This window comes from Cupriavidus sp. 21MJTG02-4, assembly GCF_057798975.1.
On record NZ_JBYOJP010000001.1, the window covers coordinates 584185 to 599779 of the forward strand.

Genomic DNA, 15595 nt, shown 5'->3' on the forward strand with positions numbered 1-15595 from the left:
TATCGCCTACACTTGAACTTGCGTCCCGCCCCTCTGCCGAATTGAGAGGCCTTTTCGATGAACGCTGACTCTGCTCCCATGCTGCGCCGCAAGACGCGTCCGGCCGCGGCCTTCGCCGCACTGGGCGAGACCGGGTTGCGCCGCATCGAAGACAGCATCACCAACCTGTTGCAGCGCGACGAGGCAGAGGATGTGCATGCGCTGCGCGTTGGCGTCCGTCACCTGCGCGCGGTGTTGTGGGTGTTTGGCCCGCTCCTGCCACCAGGCATCGCACAGCGGTGGAAGCAGGACCTGCGGGCGCTGGCCGACACGGCCGGCGAGGTGCGCGACTGGGATGTGTTCCTTGCCGAGACCGTAGGGCCCGCATTGGAGCGCCAGCCTGGCGACTCGATGCTCCATGCCGTGGCCGACGCGGCACGCGCTCACCGCCGCCTCGCGCGCGAGACCATGGTGACCCGGCTGGCGCAGTCTCACGACGATCCGCTCGCCGTCCTGCACCGGGACCTGGCGCACCTTCCGCTGCACACCGACGATGGCAGCGGCTGCCTCGGACCTTTCGCCCGCAAGCGCGTGCGCAAGGCGCGCAAGACGCTGCGCAAACGTGGCCTTGCCGCGCGCCACGACGGCCTGCGTGCACTGCACCGCCAGCGCATCGCGGGCAAGCGCCTGCGCTATGCCATCGAAGCGCTCGCGCACGTATTGCCGAAGCAGAAGACCAGGCGCCTGCATCACAAGCTGGTCAGGCGGCAGGGCAAGCTGGGCGGCGTGGTCGATGAGAACGTTGCGCGCCGGCTGATGTCCGAATGCCTGGGCGTGGCGCCGCAGGGACACGACGCCGGACCCGTCGCTGCGTGAAGCTGTCCCCTTGCCACTTTCACCGCACCTCTGCGCGCGCCTTGCAACGCACGCTGGCGAGACCCGTCACATCGATCTGAGACAATACCGCCATGACTGCTACCCTGCCTCCCATCGCCGCCATCGCCACCGCTCCCGGACGCGGCGGCATCGGCGTGGTACGCGTGTCGGGCCCGGATGTGCGCGCGGTCATGCACGCCATCTGCGGCCAGGCGCTCAAGCCTCGCCACGCCACCTACCTGCCGTTCCTGGACGGCGAGGGCAAGGTCATCGACCATGGCCTCGCACTGTACTTCCCGGGCCCGAATTCATACACCGGCGAAGAGGTCCTGGAATTGCAGGGCCACGGCGGGCCGGTGGTCATGCAGTTGCTGCTCGCCCGCTGCCTGCAGGCCGGCCATGAGATCGGCCTGCGCCTGGCCGAGCCCGGCGAGTTCACGCGCCGCGCCTTCCTCAACGACAAGCTCGACCTGGCCCAGGCCGAAGCCGTGGCCGATCTGATCGAGGCCAGCACCGAAGCCGCCGCGCGTTCCGCGGCCCGTTCGATGGAAGGCGAGTTCTCCAATGCCATCCATGCGCTGGTAGAGAAGGTCATCCACCTGCGCATGCTGGTGGAAGCCACGCTGGATTTCCCGGAAGAGGAAATCGATTTCCTGGAAGCCTCCGACGCGCGCGGCCAGCTCGCTACCATCCACAAGGACCTGGGCAACGTGCTCGCGCAGGCCCGGCAAGGGGCGCTGCTGCGCGAAGGCCTGTCGGTGGTGCTGGCGGGGCAGCCCAATGTGGGCAAGTCATCGCTGCTGAACGCGCTGGCCGGCGCCGAGCTGGCCATCGTCACGCCGATCGCCGGGACCACGCGCGACCGCGTCAAGGAAACCATCCAGGTCGAAGGCATCCCGCTGCATATCATCGACACCGCGGGCCTGCGCGATGAGGCCACCGACGAGGTCGAGCGCATCGGCATCGAACGCACCTGGGATGCGATCCGCCGCGCCGATATCGTGCTGCATCTGGTCGACGCCACCGATTACCTCCGCCACGGCCTCTCGGAGATCGACGACGCCATCGACGATCGCCTGAGCGGCCAGCTTCCGCCGGGCGCGCCGATCGTGCGCGTGGTCAACAAGATCGACGTCGCGCCGACGGTAGGCGGCATGATGTTCAGCGGCAACCGCCCGCATGTGGTCGCCGCCAACGGCCCCAATCCCACGGAGATCTGGATCTCTGCGCGCACCGGCGCGGGTATCGAATTGCTGCGCAAGGAACTGCTGCGGCTGATCGGCTGGCAGTCCGGGAATGAGGGCACCTTCCTTGCGCGCGAACGGCACCTGACCGCGCTGCGCCAGGCACAGTCGCATCTGGACGTGGCGACCGAGCAGAGCCAGCAACAGGCGCAGGCGCTGGATTTGTTTGCCGAAGAGCTAAGGCTGGCGCAGGAGCATCTGAACAGCATCACGGGCGAGTTCACCAGCGATGATCTGTTGGGGACGATATTTACGCGGTTCTGTATTGGGAAGTAGCCTTCCAGGGATCAATCACCGGGACGCCCGCGGCTTCGAAAGGAGCCGCGTCGGGCGAGGCAACCGTGAATCCGTGCGCAGTCGCGATCGCGGCGATATAGCCGTCCGGCGTTGGAAACCCTTTGCCTGCTGCACGGGCTTTCGCCGCCAGGTCGGCATAGCAGCGCGCCGCACGCGGATCGAATGACAGCACGCGACCCGCGAACAGCGCCATCAGGCCTTCCAACGCGTCTTCCAGCGCCAGCTTGCGGCGTCCGTCTGGCAGACAAGCAATGCCATACAGTAACTCAGCAAGCGTGACGCTGGACAGGTACAGCGTCTCGGCAACCTGCTCGTTCAGCCAGGCTCGCACCGCGGCGGCCGGTTCCGGCTTCATGGCCTCCGAAACCACATTCGCGTCCAGAACGATCATTCGTCAAGCCTCGGCGGCCTTGCAGGCGTTCGGTCACGGGTCTGTTCGAGCAGCTCCACATCGGCATTGGTCAGCCCCAGGCGATGCCCGAGTTCGGCCAGTGCATCGCCCATCCTCACCCGCCCCGGCGGGTTCACGGCGCGCGCCAGAATGTCGCGGACCTCGGCCTCCGTACTGCGGCCATGCGCGGCCGCCTGTACTCGCAATGCGCGGTGCGTTTCTTCGGGGAGATTGCGTACGGTTAATGTTGCCATCGCAGTCACCATTAGATTTCGCTTTCAATGCTGTCATTTTATAACAATGACAGCACAAGGTACGGCGCCCTGGTCGGGCAGGCACATGATACTGTTTATTTATACAGTACAATGAGCAACCCCCGCGCAAACCCATAGCAATCTCAAGTATCTTGGAGGCGATCGGTATGCCAAATGTGTCACCCATTGCCCCGCGGGGGCCGACGTTCGAGAGCATCCGGCAGCTAGCCGAAAACGGCGCCGAATATTGGTTCGCGCGCGATCTCGCGCCGCTGCTGGGTTATCAGAAGTGGCAGAACTTCACGCAAGTCATTGAAAAGGCGAAAGTCGCCTGCCACCAATCCGAACAGCTGGTGGAGGACCATTTTGCCGACGTCAGCAAAATGGTCCAGATCGGCTCATCCGCACAACGGCCGGTCGCTGACGTCAGACTCTCCCGTTACGCCTGCTACCTGATCGTCCAGAATGGCGACCCGTCTAAGCCGGTCATTGCACACGGACAGACCTACTTCGCAGTCCAGACCCGCCGGCAGGAACTGAACGAGGCGGCTCGCTATGGAAAATTGTCGCAGGACGAACGCCGCCTGATGATGCGCAGCGAACTGACGGCTCATAACAAGGCCCTGAATGCCGCAGCCAGGGAGGCTGGCGTCGAATCCTCGCTCGACTACGCCGTCTTCCAGGACCATGGCTACAAGGGACTCTATGGCGGCCTGGGTGCCAGGGATTCCACAATGCCAAAGGCCTGAAGAAGAGCCAGAAGATCCTGGATCATATGGGCAGCACCGAACTGGCCGCCAACCTGTTCCGCGCCACACAGACCGAAGAGAAGCTGCGGCGGGACAATGTTCAGGGCAAAAGGCAGGCCAACCAGACGCATTTCGACGTCGGCGCCAAGGTACGGCAGACGATCGGTGAACTTGGCGGAACCATGCCGGAAAAACTGCCCACACCGGAGAAGAGCATCAAGCAGATCGAACGCGAGCAGCGGCAATTGCCGAACGTGCCGGACAAGTGCGAGCCTGACGACTGCTAGCCGCCTCGAGTAGCCCCCGAGGCGCACCGATCAAGTCAACGAGCTCCTATATCAACCGCCTCCGCGCCAACTCCTCTGACAACGCGTCGGCGCTGACAAACCTGTACCCGTGCAGCCCCGCATCCACCGCGCCGGCCACATTGGCTTCGGTGTCGTCGATAAAGAGTGTCTCTTCGGCAGCGGTTCCAAGCTGGCCGATGCAGCCCAGATACGCCTGCGCGTTCGGCTTGGTCGCGCCAAATGCCGCGGACGGATAAACGTGCAGACCAAACAACTGCGCTACCGCCGGATTCAGGTAGCCGATATGGTCCGTCACCAGCCGGCAGTTGTTGGTCAGGATGGCAATCCGGTGGCGGCAGGCCAGCCTGGCCGCGAGCGCCAGCGTTTCGGCATTGGGCGTGATCGATGCGCGTCGGGAGGCAAGCCAGTCAGCACGGTCGATGCGGCAGCCCAGCAGTTGCCCGAGTTCCCGCAAGTACTCGTCATCGCTGATCTCGCCGGCGTCGGCACGCGCTTCGAGCCCCGATCCCCAGATAGCGTGCCGGACCTGCTCGGCTGACCGGCCAGTCGTTGCGGCCAGGTGGTCCGCCCGCGCGCCACGGTCATAGTGGGTCAGTACCCCTTCCATGTCGAACAGGACGAGCTGGATCGGTGCTGTCATGGCGTCGGTCCCGGTGGATGACCCGAAGTCCCTATTGTGCGCGGGCCCGATAAGTCCATGGGCAGGAATTCCGCGTGGCCCAGCCGTCGCATGCCATGCGGGTACACTATCGGGCCGGCGTAAATCCCATCCGGGCAAGCCGCACGCCGCCAATCCCGCCATCTTCCACCGCATGCGCCTGACCCTCATCACCTTCGGCACCCAGGGTGACTGCCGCCCCATCGTCGCCCTTGGCGCGGGGCTGCGTGCGGCCGGCCATGACGTGCTGATGCTTGGGGAACGATCGGCCGAGGCGCTGGCCGTCGAACAGGGTCTTGCATTCGAGCCGCTCGCAGGCGATATCCAGGCCACGCTGGCCCCCGGCGGCGCGCTGCACAAGCTGATGACCGAAGGCGGGAACGTCAGCGAGGCCACGCGTGCCTTCGCGCGCATCGCCGAGGACAACACCGCGCAGTGGATGGCGCAGCTGACCGCAGCCGCGCGCGAGCGCGACGCCATTGTCTACTCCGGTCTGGCCGCCTATGTCGGCATGGCCGTTGGCGATGCGCTGGGCAAGCCGGCCATCGCCGCCGCCATGTTTCCGCTGTCGCCGACGCGCGAGTTCCCATCTGCGTTCCTGCCGCCAAAGCGCTTTCCAGGCTGGGTCAATCGGGCCACCCATCAACTGATCAACTATGTGCTGTGGCGCATGTTCCGGCCCGCCATCAATGCGGGCAGGCAGGCGCAGTTCGGGCTGGCACCGCGCAAGGCGGTGTGGCAGGACTTCCCGTCGCTGTACGGCATTTCGCAGCACCTGGTGCCGCGCCCGCGCGACTGGCATGCGGACTGGCTGGTCTGCGGTGCGTGGACGCTGCCCGCGCAGGACGGCTGGCAGCCGCCCGCTGGGTTGAAAGACTTCCTGGCCGATGGCGAGCCGCCGGTCTACGTCGGCTTCGGCAGCATGGCCGGGTTCGACCGCGACAAAGTGGTGCGTGCGCTGGTGCAGGCGCTGGACGGCCGGCGCGCGCTGTTTTATCCGGGCTGGAGCGGCATCGACGTTGCGGTGCTGCCGCCGAACATCCATGTGATCGACGCTACGCCGCATGACTGGCTGCTGCCCCGCGTGAGCGCGGCCATCCATCATGGCGGCGCCGGCACCACGCACGCCGTCGCGGCGGCCGGCGTGCCGTCGATCGTGCTGCCGTTCGCGGGCGACCAGTTCTTCTGGGCCGGACGGCTGGCATCCCTTGGCGTGGCGCCTCGCTACGTCGCCGGGCATGACATCGATGCGGGCAAACTTGCGTCGATGCTGGCCTTCGCGCAACAGCCCGAGGCGCGCGAGAAAGCCGCGGCGCTCGGCGCTGCCATCCGTGCGGAACGTGGCGTAGATAACGCCGTGGCCGCCATCGAGACTTTCTGCCGGCGGGGCAGAACATAGCGGCTGCCGCAACACGACAGCCAATCATTTCAAGCAGGAAATCCAGATGTTGAACCGTACCCAGCAGATCCTAATCGCCGTCGTCGCCTTGGCCGTCCTCGGCATGCTCTGGTTTGCCGGCAATGACAAGGGCCCGATCCAGGCACCCGCGGCGGATGACGCAGCCGCCTCCGCACCGGCTGCCAGCGACGTGCGCGGCGTGCCTCGCAACGGCACGCTCGATCCGGTCAGCATTGACCCCGAACGTCCGGCCGACCGCCTGCCCCAGTACCAGGCCGATGCCCTCCTGAACGACTACCGCGACAACGCCGGCGCGGCCGATGACCGCTACCGCGGCAAGTACATCATCGTCGAAGGCGTGGCCAGCGGCGTGCGGCGCGGCGAGGCGGACAATGTGTTTGTCGATATCCGCACGAGCGACCCGAACGTGGTTGTGCGCGCCCAGTTGCTGCGCCGGCAGATCTGCGGCCCGGCCGGCCGCGTGTGCGAAGTGGAAGCGCGCGCCACCATGGTCCGGCGCGGGCAAAAAGTAGCCGTGGAATGCAACGGCGCAGGGCTGTCCGACGGCACGCCGGTGCTGAGCGACTGCCTGCTGCGCGGCGGCGCCAACTAAGCACTGACCGAGTCAACCCGATGCAAACTGTCCTCTCCGTCCTTGCCTTGCTCATCCTGATCGGCACCATCGTCGGCCTGGTTTCCCCCACATTCATCAGCCAGACCTTGCTGCAAGGCAAGCCCGTCGGGCGGCTGCAGATTGCCGTGATCGGCCTGTGCCTGGCTGCGGTGTTGCTGATCCTGGTCGGGCGCCTGGCGCAGCCCGTCGCGGGCGGCTGAAACACCACGCGGCGCAAGCCGCGGGCAGTAGCACCTGTTTTGCGCCTCTGTTCCGGGTATTGGCGCGCGCGGCCAGCGCCTACAGTGCGTGGATAAGTTCCCGATGCTCCGTCCGCTGCAAGCGGCGCGGTGGGCATCGATGCCATCCAGGACACTCCATGAACAAAGCACTGCTGGCCGCCGCGCTGGGCCTGATGATTACCGGCTGCTCCACCTACCAGGCCGTGATGCCCGTGGACCGGCCCGAGCAAGGCGACCCGCTCGGCGCCTTCCAGATTCCAGCCGGCAGCGCGGTCGCGGCGGGTCCGCGCGGCAACTATGGCGCCAACGGCGCGCTGCTGTGCGTGGTGGCGAACCCCGTGAGCGGCAATGAATATCTCGACGCGTTCCGCGCGTCGCTGCAGGCGCGAAATTTCGAAGTGAAGCTGCTGCCGCCGTACGCGCCCGTGGTGTCGTGCCCGCTGGTGGCCACGTATTCGGCCAAGAGCGCCTGGTTCTGGATGACGTACCTGAACAGCGTGGACATCATCGTGTACCAGAACGGCGCGCGTGCGGGCAAGGCGGTCTACAGCGCGAATCGTAGCGCCGGCGGCATCAACCTGAGCAACTTCGTCATGCCGGAGAGGAAGCTCGATGAACTGGTGGAACAGTTGTTCCCCGGCATGCTGCCCCCACCGCCGCCACCAGCCGGCACGCCCGTGGCCGCGCCCGCCGCCGCTTCCTGAGCGTTCAGTCCTCCAGCCTGCCCAGCCGCACCACGGTCACGCCGGGGCGCAGCTGGCGCAGCGATGGCATCACCAGCACGCAGTTCGGATAGGGCGTGACCACCGGCTCGCCCTCGCGCCAACCGATCACGGTGCCGGCCCTGGCGAACGTCTCCAGCCCGGTGTAGGGGCCGGCGAAGCGGAAATCCATGCTGCTGGCCACCACGGGCTCGGTCACGCGCACCACGCGCTGCGCGGCCGGTAGTGGCTGCAGCCAGCCCGCCGGCACGTCCTGCGCTTCGATCACGCCTGCATTCAGCAGGAAACGCGCCGCACTGTCCCTCGCGACCGTAACGGCTGCGGCCTCCCAATGCTGGCCGCATTCGACCAGCAGCGCATTGCGCGCACTCGCCGGATCGCCGAAGTCCGCATAGTCGCGCATGCGGCGGCCTTCGGGGTGGCCTTCATCAACGATGACGTCTGCCGGCGCGCCCAGCTGACGAGCCAGCGCGATGCCCTTGTCGAGCGGGCCCGAGACGATCAGCGGACGGCTCTTCTCATGCATCGAATGCAGGTCTAGCAGCAGATCCACGGTATCGATGACCGGGCGCATGGCGCGCGCGCGGCGCAGTTCGGACGAATCGCGGCCGGCATCGTCCAGCACCGCAGCGGTCCAGACGCGGTTGAAGTCCTGGTCGACAAAGCGCGACGCATCCGGGCGCGCCGGGTCGAAGCGCTGATACGCGTCCACATTGGCAAAGGCGAGCGTCATGCGGCCACGGCGCGGCGACACGCCGGCGTCGAGCAGCTCCTTGACGGTGATGGCGCCGCACACCTCGTTGCCATGGGTGAGCGCATTGATCATCACGTGCGGGCCGGGCACGCCGCTGTCGAACGTGAACACGTAAGGGATGCCGCGGTTGCCATCGGCATACGGGCGGATATCCGGGAATTCGACCTCGACCGGATAGGCGTCGAGGGTAAGGGGAGCCTGGGTCATGCTGGAATGTCCTGCGGGGATGACGGCTTATTCTCGGATGCCGGCGGTCTGAACGATGGTGCGGTAGCGGCCGGTCTCGCGCTTGATGAACGCGCCGAATTGCGCCGGATTGGCTGGCGCCACTTCCACGCCGGCCTCGGCCAGCTTCTTCTTCACGTCAGGCAAGGCGAGCACGGCCTGCATCTCGGTGTTGAGGCGGTCGATGACGGCGCGCGGCGTGCCGGCGGGACCCATCAGGCCGAACCACACGCCCATGTCCACGCCCTTGAGCGCCGGCGTTTCAGCCAGCGCCGGCACGTTCGGCGCGACGCCGGAGCGCTTGGCCTCGGTCACGCCGTAGGCTTTCACGCGGCCGGCCTGGATATGCGGCAGCGCCGACGACAGCACCATCACCGCCAGGTCGATCTGGCCGCCGAGCAGGTCGGTCGCCATGGCCGAGGCCCCCTTGTACGGCACGTGCGTGATGTTGACGTGGCCCTGCTGCTTGATCAGCTCGCCCGCCAGGTTCAGCGGCGTGCCGACGCCCGACGACGCGTATGACAGCTTGCCCGGCTGCTCCTTGGCCAGCGCCATCAACTCCGCCGCGTTCTTCGCCGGCAGCGAAGTCTTGCCGACCAGCACCATCGGCTGGGTGCCGACGAAGGTGATCGGCGCCAGGTCCTTCTCGCCGTCATAGCGCACGGCGGGGTTGGTCAGTCGGGCGATGGACACTTCGCTGCCCGAGCCCATCAGCAGCGTATAGCCGTCGGCCTCGGCCTTGACCACTTTGGACGCGCCGATGGTGCCGCCGGCGCCGCCGAGGTTCTCGATGACCACGCTTTGGCCCAGGCGCTTGCCCAGTTCGGGCGCAACCGTGCGCGCCACCAGGTCGACGCTGCCGCCCGCGGTGTAGCCGACCACCAGCGTGATCGGCTTGGCCGGCCAGCCTGAGGCATGGGCGGCAAGCGCGGAGAAGGCGAGGGTGGCGGCGGCAGCCGCGCGCAGCAAGGTCTTCGTGGTCATGGCTCTGGATTGGATTTTTGGAATGGGGATGACGCTGGGCCGATGGTAGAGAGAGTGCGGGGCGATGGATTGCGGCTTTGGCAAGGGGGGTTGCCGTTTTGGCAATGGGGGGCGGACGGTCTCCCGCTACTTGTGGGAGAGGGGAGCAAGCCGTTGGCAGATTCAGGTTCGTGGTTCGTTGACTGCGGCCTCCCAGAACGCCTCTGCAAGCGGCCGCATCGGCGCGCGCTGCCGGTACAGGCGGATCTCGAGTGCGAGGTCGGCCTCGTCCGCGCCGCGGCCCGCCGTGGCGCGCACCAGGCGCCCGGCGTGGAGATCGTCCGCAATCAGCCGTGCGGGCAGCCAGGCCAGGCCCATGCGCTGGCGCACCATCTCGTGCACGGACTCGGCGAAGTCGCTGACGGCAATCACGTCGAGCCGGCTGGCGAGCTTGCGGCGCGCGATCTCCTGGTTGACCATGCGGCCCAGCGTCAGGCTGTCGGCATAGGCGATCATCGGCGTGGGGGCTGCACCGGCGCTGCTCTTGCCGGCCTGCAGACGGAACTGGGGCGCGCCGCGTGCGTCGGCGGCGCTCACGCAGACGAGCCGCTCCACGCCCACTATGTGGAAGCGATAGCGCGCATCGTCGAGCATCACCGGAATATCCGGCGGGCTGTAGCACAGCAGGAAATCGGCATCGCCCTCGGTGAACATCGCGAGCGCGTCGTGCATCGGGAACGTGGACAGCCGTGTGCGGAAGCGCGCCGCGTCTTTGTCGTTGCGTAGCGTATGGCGCAGGCCGGCGAGCCAGGCCGGCACCATCGAACGCGCGAGTGTCTTGCCCGTGGCGATGGTCAGCGTGCTGGCGTCGGCGCGATGCGCAGTACGCAGCGCGAGCCGCGCATCCTCGAGCGTCTGCAGCGCATCTTGCGCGGCTTCCAGGAACTGCCGACCCTCGGCGGTCAGGCGCACCGGGAACGCGCTGCGGTCGATCAGCGGCGCGCCGGCCCACACCTCCAGCGCCTGCATGCGCCGCCCGAACGCGGGTGGCGTCACGTTGCGCAGTTCGGCCGCGCGCGCCAGGCTACCGGCCTGGGCCAGGCAGATGAAGTCTTCAAGCCAGCGAATGTGCATGGGGACAGGGTCGGGTAGCTCGACGGATGGGGACAATCGCATTATCGGCACAATCGCACCCGCAACGAAAAACGGCGCACCGAAGTGCGCCGCTCATCAGCCAGTCAGGCAAGCCTTACTGCGTGACCGTTCCCGCCGGTGCAGCCGCGGCCGGCGCTTGCGCCACTTCCCCGGTCTCCTTCAATCCACCGCCAAGCGAACGATATAGATCGATCGAGTTGTTCAGCCGCAGCTGGCGCGCCTGAATCAGCGCCTGCTCGGCGGTAAACAACTGCCGCTGTGCATCCAGCTCATCCAGGTAGCTGGCCACGCCGCTGCGGAAGCGCAGGCGCGCCAGCTCGTAGCGCGCCGCTTCCGCATTGCGCACCTGCTCCTGTCCCGCCACCTGGTCTTCCAGCGTGCCGCGTGCCACCAGCGCATCCGCCACTTCCGCGAAGGCCGTCTGGATGGTCTTCTCGTAGTTGGCGATCTGGATGTTCTTGCGCACATTGGCCAGGTCCAGGTTCGACTTGTTGCGGCCGTAATCGAAGATCGGCAGCGTCAGCTGCGGCGCGAACGACCACGCCTTGGTACCGGCGTCGAACAGGTTCGAGAACGTCGGGCTGATGGTGCCGATGCTGGTGGTCAGCGTGATGCGCGGGAAAAACGCCGCACGTGCCGCGCCGATGTTCGCATTGGCGGACAGCAGTTGCTGCTCGGCCTGCCGGATATCAGGGCGCTGCTCCAGCAAGTCAGAAGGCAGGCCTTCGGGGATATCGCTGATGATGCGTTCGTCCGACAGCCGCATCGGCTCCGGCAGGTTCTCGATGGCGCCGACGGGCTTGCCCACCAGCACTTCAAGCGCGTTCTGCGCCTGCGCGCGCTGGCGAGCAAGCTGCGCGGCGGAGACGCGCGCCTGTGCTACCAGCGATTCGTTGTCGCGCAGGTCCAGCGCGGACGTCGCGCCGACGTCGAAGCGCTGCTTCGCCAGCGAGTAAGTGCTCTCGCGCGCCTTGAGCGTGTCGCGCGCGATCTCGTACTGCTCCGCGAACGAGCGCTCGGACAGGTAGGCCTTGGCCACTTCCGACACCAGCGAGATATACGCCGAACGATGCGCTTCTTCAGTGGAGAAGTATTGCGCCAGCGCCGCGTTCGACAGGCTGCGCACGCGGCCGAAGAAGTCGAGCTCGTAGGACGAAATCCCCAGGTTGGCCTGGTAGACATCGGTCACCCCGGATTGCCCGAGCACGGTCGCCGATTGGGCGGCCGTCGTGCGGGCACGGGTATAGCCGGCGTTGGCGTTCACCGTGGGCAACAGGTCCGCACGCTGCACCTGGTACTGCGCGCGCGCTTCCTCGATGCGCAGCGCCGCCTGGCGCAGGTCGCGATTGTTTTCCAGCGAGGTGGCGATCAGCGCCTGCAGGCGCGGGTCGCGAAAGAACTCGCGCCAGCCGATATCGGTGGCGCGGCGCGTCTCGCCGCTCTTCACTTCGGCGGTGGCATAGCCTTCCGGCGCGGCCGGGAAGCCGGCCGCCACCGGCGGCACCGGGCGCTCATACTTCGGCGCCAGCGTGCAGCCCGTCAGAACGCCGGCCACCAGCAGCAGCGTGGTCAGTGTCTTGGTCATATCAGTTGTCCTCCTGCGCTGCGGTCAGGCGCGCACGTTCGAACTCGTGCTGGCGCTCGCTGCCCTTGAAGCGCTTGCGCACCACGACGAAGAAGACCGGCACCAGGAAGATCGCCAGCGCGGTGGCCGTGATCATCCCGCCCATCACGCCGGTACCGATGGCGCGCTGGCTGCCCGAGCCCGCGCCGGTGGCGATCGCCAGCGGCAGCACGCCCAGGATGAACGCCATCGACGTCATCAGGATCGGACGGAAACGCAGGTGCACCGCTTCCAGCGTGGCTTCGATCAGGCCCTTGCCCTGGGCCTGCAGGTCCTTGGCAAATTCCACGATCAGGATGGCGTTCTTCGCCGACAAACCGATCGTCGCGATCAGGCCCACCTTGAAGTACACGTCGTTGGGCATGCCGCGCAGCGTCACGCCGAGCAGCGCACCGAGCACGCCCAGCGGCACCACCAGCAGCACCGAGAACGGGATCGACCAGCTCTCATACAGCGCGGCCAGGCACAGGAACACGATGATCAGCGACAGCGTGTAGAGCATCGGCTCCTGCGAACCGGCCAGGCGTTCCTCATAAGACTGGCCCGACCACTCGAAGCCGAAGCCCGGCGGCAGCTTGGCAAAGGCCTCTTCCATCGCGCGCATGGCTTCACCGGTACTGTGGCCCGGCGCGGCCTGGCCCGCGATCTTCACCGCCGGCATGCCGTTGTAGCGCTCCAGGCGCGGCGAGCCCATGACCCACTTCGAGGTCGCGAACGCGGCAAACGCCACCATGTCGCCATTGCTGTTGCGCACGCGCAGCTTGGTCAGGTCGTCCGGCAGTCGGCGGTCCGCGCCTTCTGCCTGCACGATCACCTTGCGCACGCGGCCTTCATAGATGAAGTCGTTGACGTAGTTGGAGCCGAACGCAATCGACAGCGTCGAATTGATGGTTGCCACCGTGACGCCAAGCGCCTTCGCCTTCTCGCGGTCGATGTCGATCTGCAACTGCGCCGCGTCTTCCTGGCCTTCGGGGCGCACGCCCACCAGCACCGGATTCTTGGCTGCCATGCCGAGCATCATGTTGCGCGCTTCCATCAGCTTGGCGTGGCCCTGGCCCGAGCGGTCCTGCAGGCGGAAGTCGAAGCCCGACGAGTTGCCGAGTTCCGAGATTGCCGGCGGGTTCAGCGGGAAGATGATGGCGTCCTTGATGAACGACAGCGCGCCGAACGCACGGCCCACCAGCGCCTGCGCGGTTTCATTGGCGCCGGTGCGCTCCTTCCAGTCCTTCAGGCGCACGAACGCGATACCGCCGTTCTGGCCGCGGCCGAAGAAAGAGAAGCCCGCCACCGTGATCATCTGGTCAACCACCTTGCTTTCCTTCTGCAGGTAGTAGTCCTCGATCTGCTTGAGCACGCCGATGGTACGGTCTTGCGTCGCGCCGTTGGGCAGCTGCACCACGGTGATCATGTAGCCCTGGTCTTCGTCAGGCAGGAACGACGACGGCAGGCGCTTGTACAGCACCACCACGCCGGCAATGATGACCGCGTAGATGATCAGGTAGCGCCCGCTGCGCGCGAGAATGCGGCCCACCACGCCCTGGTAGCTGGTGGACGCGCGCGCGAAGGTGCGGTTGAACCAGCCGAAGAAGCCCTTCTTCTCGTGATGGTGGCCAGCCTCGACCGGCTTGAGCAGCGTCGCGCACAGCGCCGGCGTCAGCGTCAGCGCGAGCAGCGCCGAGAACGCCATGGATGCGATCAGCGACAGCGAGAACTGGCGGTAGATGTTGCCCACCGAGCCCGAGAAGAACGCCATCGGGATGAACACGGCGGTCAGCACCAGCGTAATGCCGACGATGGCGCCCGTGATCTGGCCCATCGCCTTGCGCGTGGCCTGGCGTGGCGAGAGTCCTTCCTCGCTCATGATGCGCTCGACGTTTTCCACCACAACGATCGCATCATCCACAAGAATACCGATCGCCAGCACCATGCCGAACATGGTCAGCACGTTGATCGAGAAGCCGAACGCCAGCAGCGCGCCGAACGTACCCAGCAGCGCGATCGGCACCACCAGCGTCGGGATCAGCGTGGCGCGGAAGTTCTGCAGGAACAGGTACATCACCAGGAACACCAGCACCACGGCTTCGAGCAGGGTCTTGATCACTTCCTCGATCGAGATCTTGACGAAGGCCGACGTGTCGTAAGGCACGCTGTACGTGTAGTCCGCCGGGAAGTACTTCGACAGCTCTTCCATCTTGGCGCGCACCGCGGTGGCCGTGGCCAGCGCGTTGCCGGTCGGGGCCAGCTTGATGGCGATGGCCGCCGACGGCTTGCCGTTGGTGCGGGCGAGCGTCGAGTAATCGGCGCCACCCAGTTCCACGCGGCCCACGTCCTTGATGCGGACCGACGAACCATCCGGATTCGTGCGAAGCAGGATGTTGCCGAACTGCTCGGGCGTGGTCAGGCGGCTTTCCGTGGTGACGGTGGCGTTCAGCTCCGTGCCCTTGGGCGACGGCGTACCGCCCAGTTCGCCCACGGCGACCTGGATGTTCTGCTCCTGCACCGCGGCGGTGACGTCAAGCGGCGTCAGGTTGAAGCCGGTCAGCTTGGACGGATCCAGCCACACGCGCATGGCGTATTCCGTGCCGAACAGGTCGGCCTGGCCCACGCCCGGCACGCGGCGGATCGAGTCGATCACCTGCGACGAGACGTAGTTGCCCAGCTGGATGGCATCGGCGGCGCCCGACTTGGACGACACCGTCAGGAACATCATGTAGTTGTTGCCCGCCTTGTCGACGCGCACACCCTGCTGGCGCACTTCCGCCGGCAGGCGCGCCTCGACGCGCTTGAGGCGGTTCTGCACTTCGACCGAGTTCAGGTCGACGTTCGATCCCGGCGCGAACGCGATGGTGATCGATGCCAGGCCCGACGACTCGCTGGTCGACTGGTAGTACAGCAGGTTGGGCGCGCCATTGAGCTCCTGCTCGATCACCGAGGTGACGGAGTCCTCGAGCGTCCTGGCCGACGCACCCGGGTAGGTGGCCGAGACCGAGATGGTGGGGGGGGCGATATTCGGGTACTGCGCGATCGGCAACTGCGCGATCGACAGCAGACCGCCCAGCACGATGATCAGCGCGAGCACCCACGCGAACACCGGCCGGTCGATGAAAAACTTGGCCATAGATACTGGCTCCCTCTGTCTGAT

Annotated in this window: 14 protein-coding genes and 1 pseudogene; 7 read left to right on the plus strand and 8 right to left on the minus strand. The window is 66.5% G+C overall.

Annotated features, from left to right (window positions below; all coding sequences use genetic code 11):
* Positions 1–57 precede the first annotated feature (57 nt).
* Both AC3FKH_RS02825 and mnmE read left to right on the plus strand, forming a co-directional pair.
* Positions 58–855: a CHAD domain-containing protein gene (locus tag AC3FKH_RS02825; protein WP_488672721.1), complete on the plus strand. Its 798-nt coding sequence runs from the start codon at positions 58–60 to the stop codon at positions 853–855.
* Positions 856–947: 92 nt separating this feature from the next.
* Positions 948–2375, plus strand: coding sequence for a tRNA uridine-5-carboxymethylaminomethyl(34) synthesis GTPase MnmE (mnmE, locus tag AC3FKH_RS02830; protein WP_488672723.1), 1428 nt, complete (start codon positions 948–950; stop codon positions 2373–2375).
* On the opposite strand, the gene AC3FKH_RS02835 is transcribed toward mnmE, so the two are convergent.
* Both AC3FKH_RS02835 and AC3FKH_RS02840 read right to left on the minus strand, forming a co-directional pair.
* On the minus strand, positions 2350–2787 hold the full coding sequence (locus AC3FKH_RS02835) for a type II toxin-antitoxin system VapC family toxin (RefSeq protein WP_488672725.1): 438 nt from the start codon (positions 2785–2787) through the stop codon (positions 2350–2352). The two genes, mnmE and AC3FKH_RS02835, sit on opposite strands and share 26 nt — an antisense overlap.
* Positions 2784–3041 (minus strand): FitA-like ribbon-helix-helix domain-containing protein, encoded by a 258-nt coding sequence (locus tag AC3FKH_RS02840; RefSeq protein WP_488672727.1) that lies wholly within the window; start codon positions 3039–3041, stop codon positions 2784–2786. Before AC3FKH_RS02840 ends, AC3FKH_RS02835 begins: the two co-directional genes overlap by 4 nt.
* Positions 3042–3208: 167 nt before the next feature.
* Between AC3FKH_RS02840 and dinD the strand changes: the two are divergent.
* A pseudogene (gene dinD, locus AC3FKH_RS02845) lies at positions 3209–4077 on the plus strand (DNA damage-inducible protein D).
* A gap of 46 nt (positions 4078–4123) precedes the next feature.
* Here the strand turns inward: dinD and AC3FKH_RS02850 are convergent.
* Positions 4124–4738: an HAD family hydrolase gene (locus AC3FKH_RS02850; RefSeq protein ID WP_488672729.1), complete on the minus strand. Its 615-nt coding sequence runs from the start codon at positions 4736–4738 to the stop codon at positions 4124–4126.
* A gap of 172 nt (positions 4739–4910) precedes the next feature.
* Here AC3FKH_RS02850 and AC3FKH_RS02855 point away from each other — a divergent pair, with 172 nt between their 5' ends.
* The 4 genes from AC3FKH_RS02855 (at position 4911) to AC3FKH_RS02870 (ending at position 7714) form a co-directional block, all read left to right on the plus strand.
* The gene (locus AC3FKH_RS02855; RefSeq protein ID WP_488672731.1) at positions 4911–6155 is read left to right on the plus strand and encodes a glycosyltransferase; all 1245 of its coding nucleotides are present in this window, start codon (positions 4911–4913) and stop codon (positions 6153–6155) included.
* Positions 6156–6201: 46 nt separating this feature from the next.
* A complete protein-coding gene (locus AC3FKH_RS02860; protein WP_488672733.1) occupies positions 6202–6768 on the plus strand; it encodes an OB-fold putative lipoprotein in 567 nt (188 codons plus the stop codon).
* 20 nt (positions 6769–6788) lie between these two features.
* Positions 6789–6989, plus strand: coding sequence for a hypothetical protein (locus AC3FKH_RS02865; RefSeq protein ID WP_483709950.1), 201 nt, complete (start codon positions 6789–6791; stop codon positions 6987–6989).
* A gap of 158 nt (positions 6990–7147) precedes the next feature.
* Positions 7148–7714: an Sbal_3080 family lipoprotein gene (locus tag AC3FKH_RS02870; RefSeq protein WP_488672735.1), complete on the plus strand. Its 567-nt coding sequence runs from the start codon at positions 7148–7150 to the stop codon at positions 7712–7714.
* Between the two features lie 4 nt (positions 7715–7718).
* Here AC3FKH_RS02870 and AC3FKH_RS02875 read toward each other — a convergent pair whose 3' ends face one another.
* From AC3FKH_RS02875 to AC3FKH_RS02895, 5 genes are all read right to left on the minus strand, one after another.
* Positions 7719–8693 (minus strand): M14 family metallopeptidase, encoded by a 975-nt coding sequence (locus AC3FKH_RS02875; protein ID WP_488672736.1) that lies wholly within the window; start codon positions 8691–8693, stop codon positions 7719–7721.
* A gap of 27 nt (positions 8694–8720) precedes the next feature.
* The gene (locus tag AC3FKH_RS02880; RefSeq protein ID WP_488672738.1) at positions 8721–9695 is read right to left on the minus strand and encodes a Bug family tripartite tricarboxylate transporter substrate binding protein; all 975 of its coding nucleotides are present in this window, start codon (positions 9693–9695) and stop codon (positions 8721–8723) included.
* A gap of 162 nt (positions 9696–9857) precedes the next feature.
* Complete coding sequence (locus AC3FKH_RS02885) at positions 9858–10808, minus strand: LysR family transcriptional regulator (protein ID WP_488672740.1); 951 nt, start codon at positions 10806–10808, stop codon at positions 9858–9860.
* Positions 10809–10923: 115 nt separating this feature from the next.
* The gene (locus tag AC3FKH_RS02890; protein WP_488672742.1) at positions 10924–12414 is read right to left on the minus strand and encodes an efflux transporter outer membrane subunit; all 1491 of its coding nucleotides are present in this window, start codon (positions 12412–12414) and stop codon (positions 10924–10926) included.
* Between the two features lies 1 nt (position 12415).
* Entirely contained in the window at positions 12416–15571 is a 3156-nt protein-coding gene (locus tag AC3FKH_RS02895) for an efflux RND transporter permease subunit (RefSeq protein ID WP_488672743.1), read from the minus strand.
* Positions 15572–15595 lie beyond the last annotated feature (24 nt).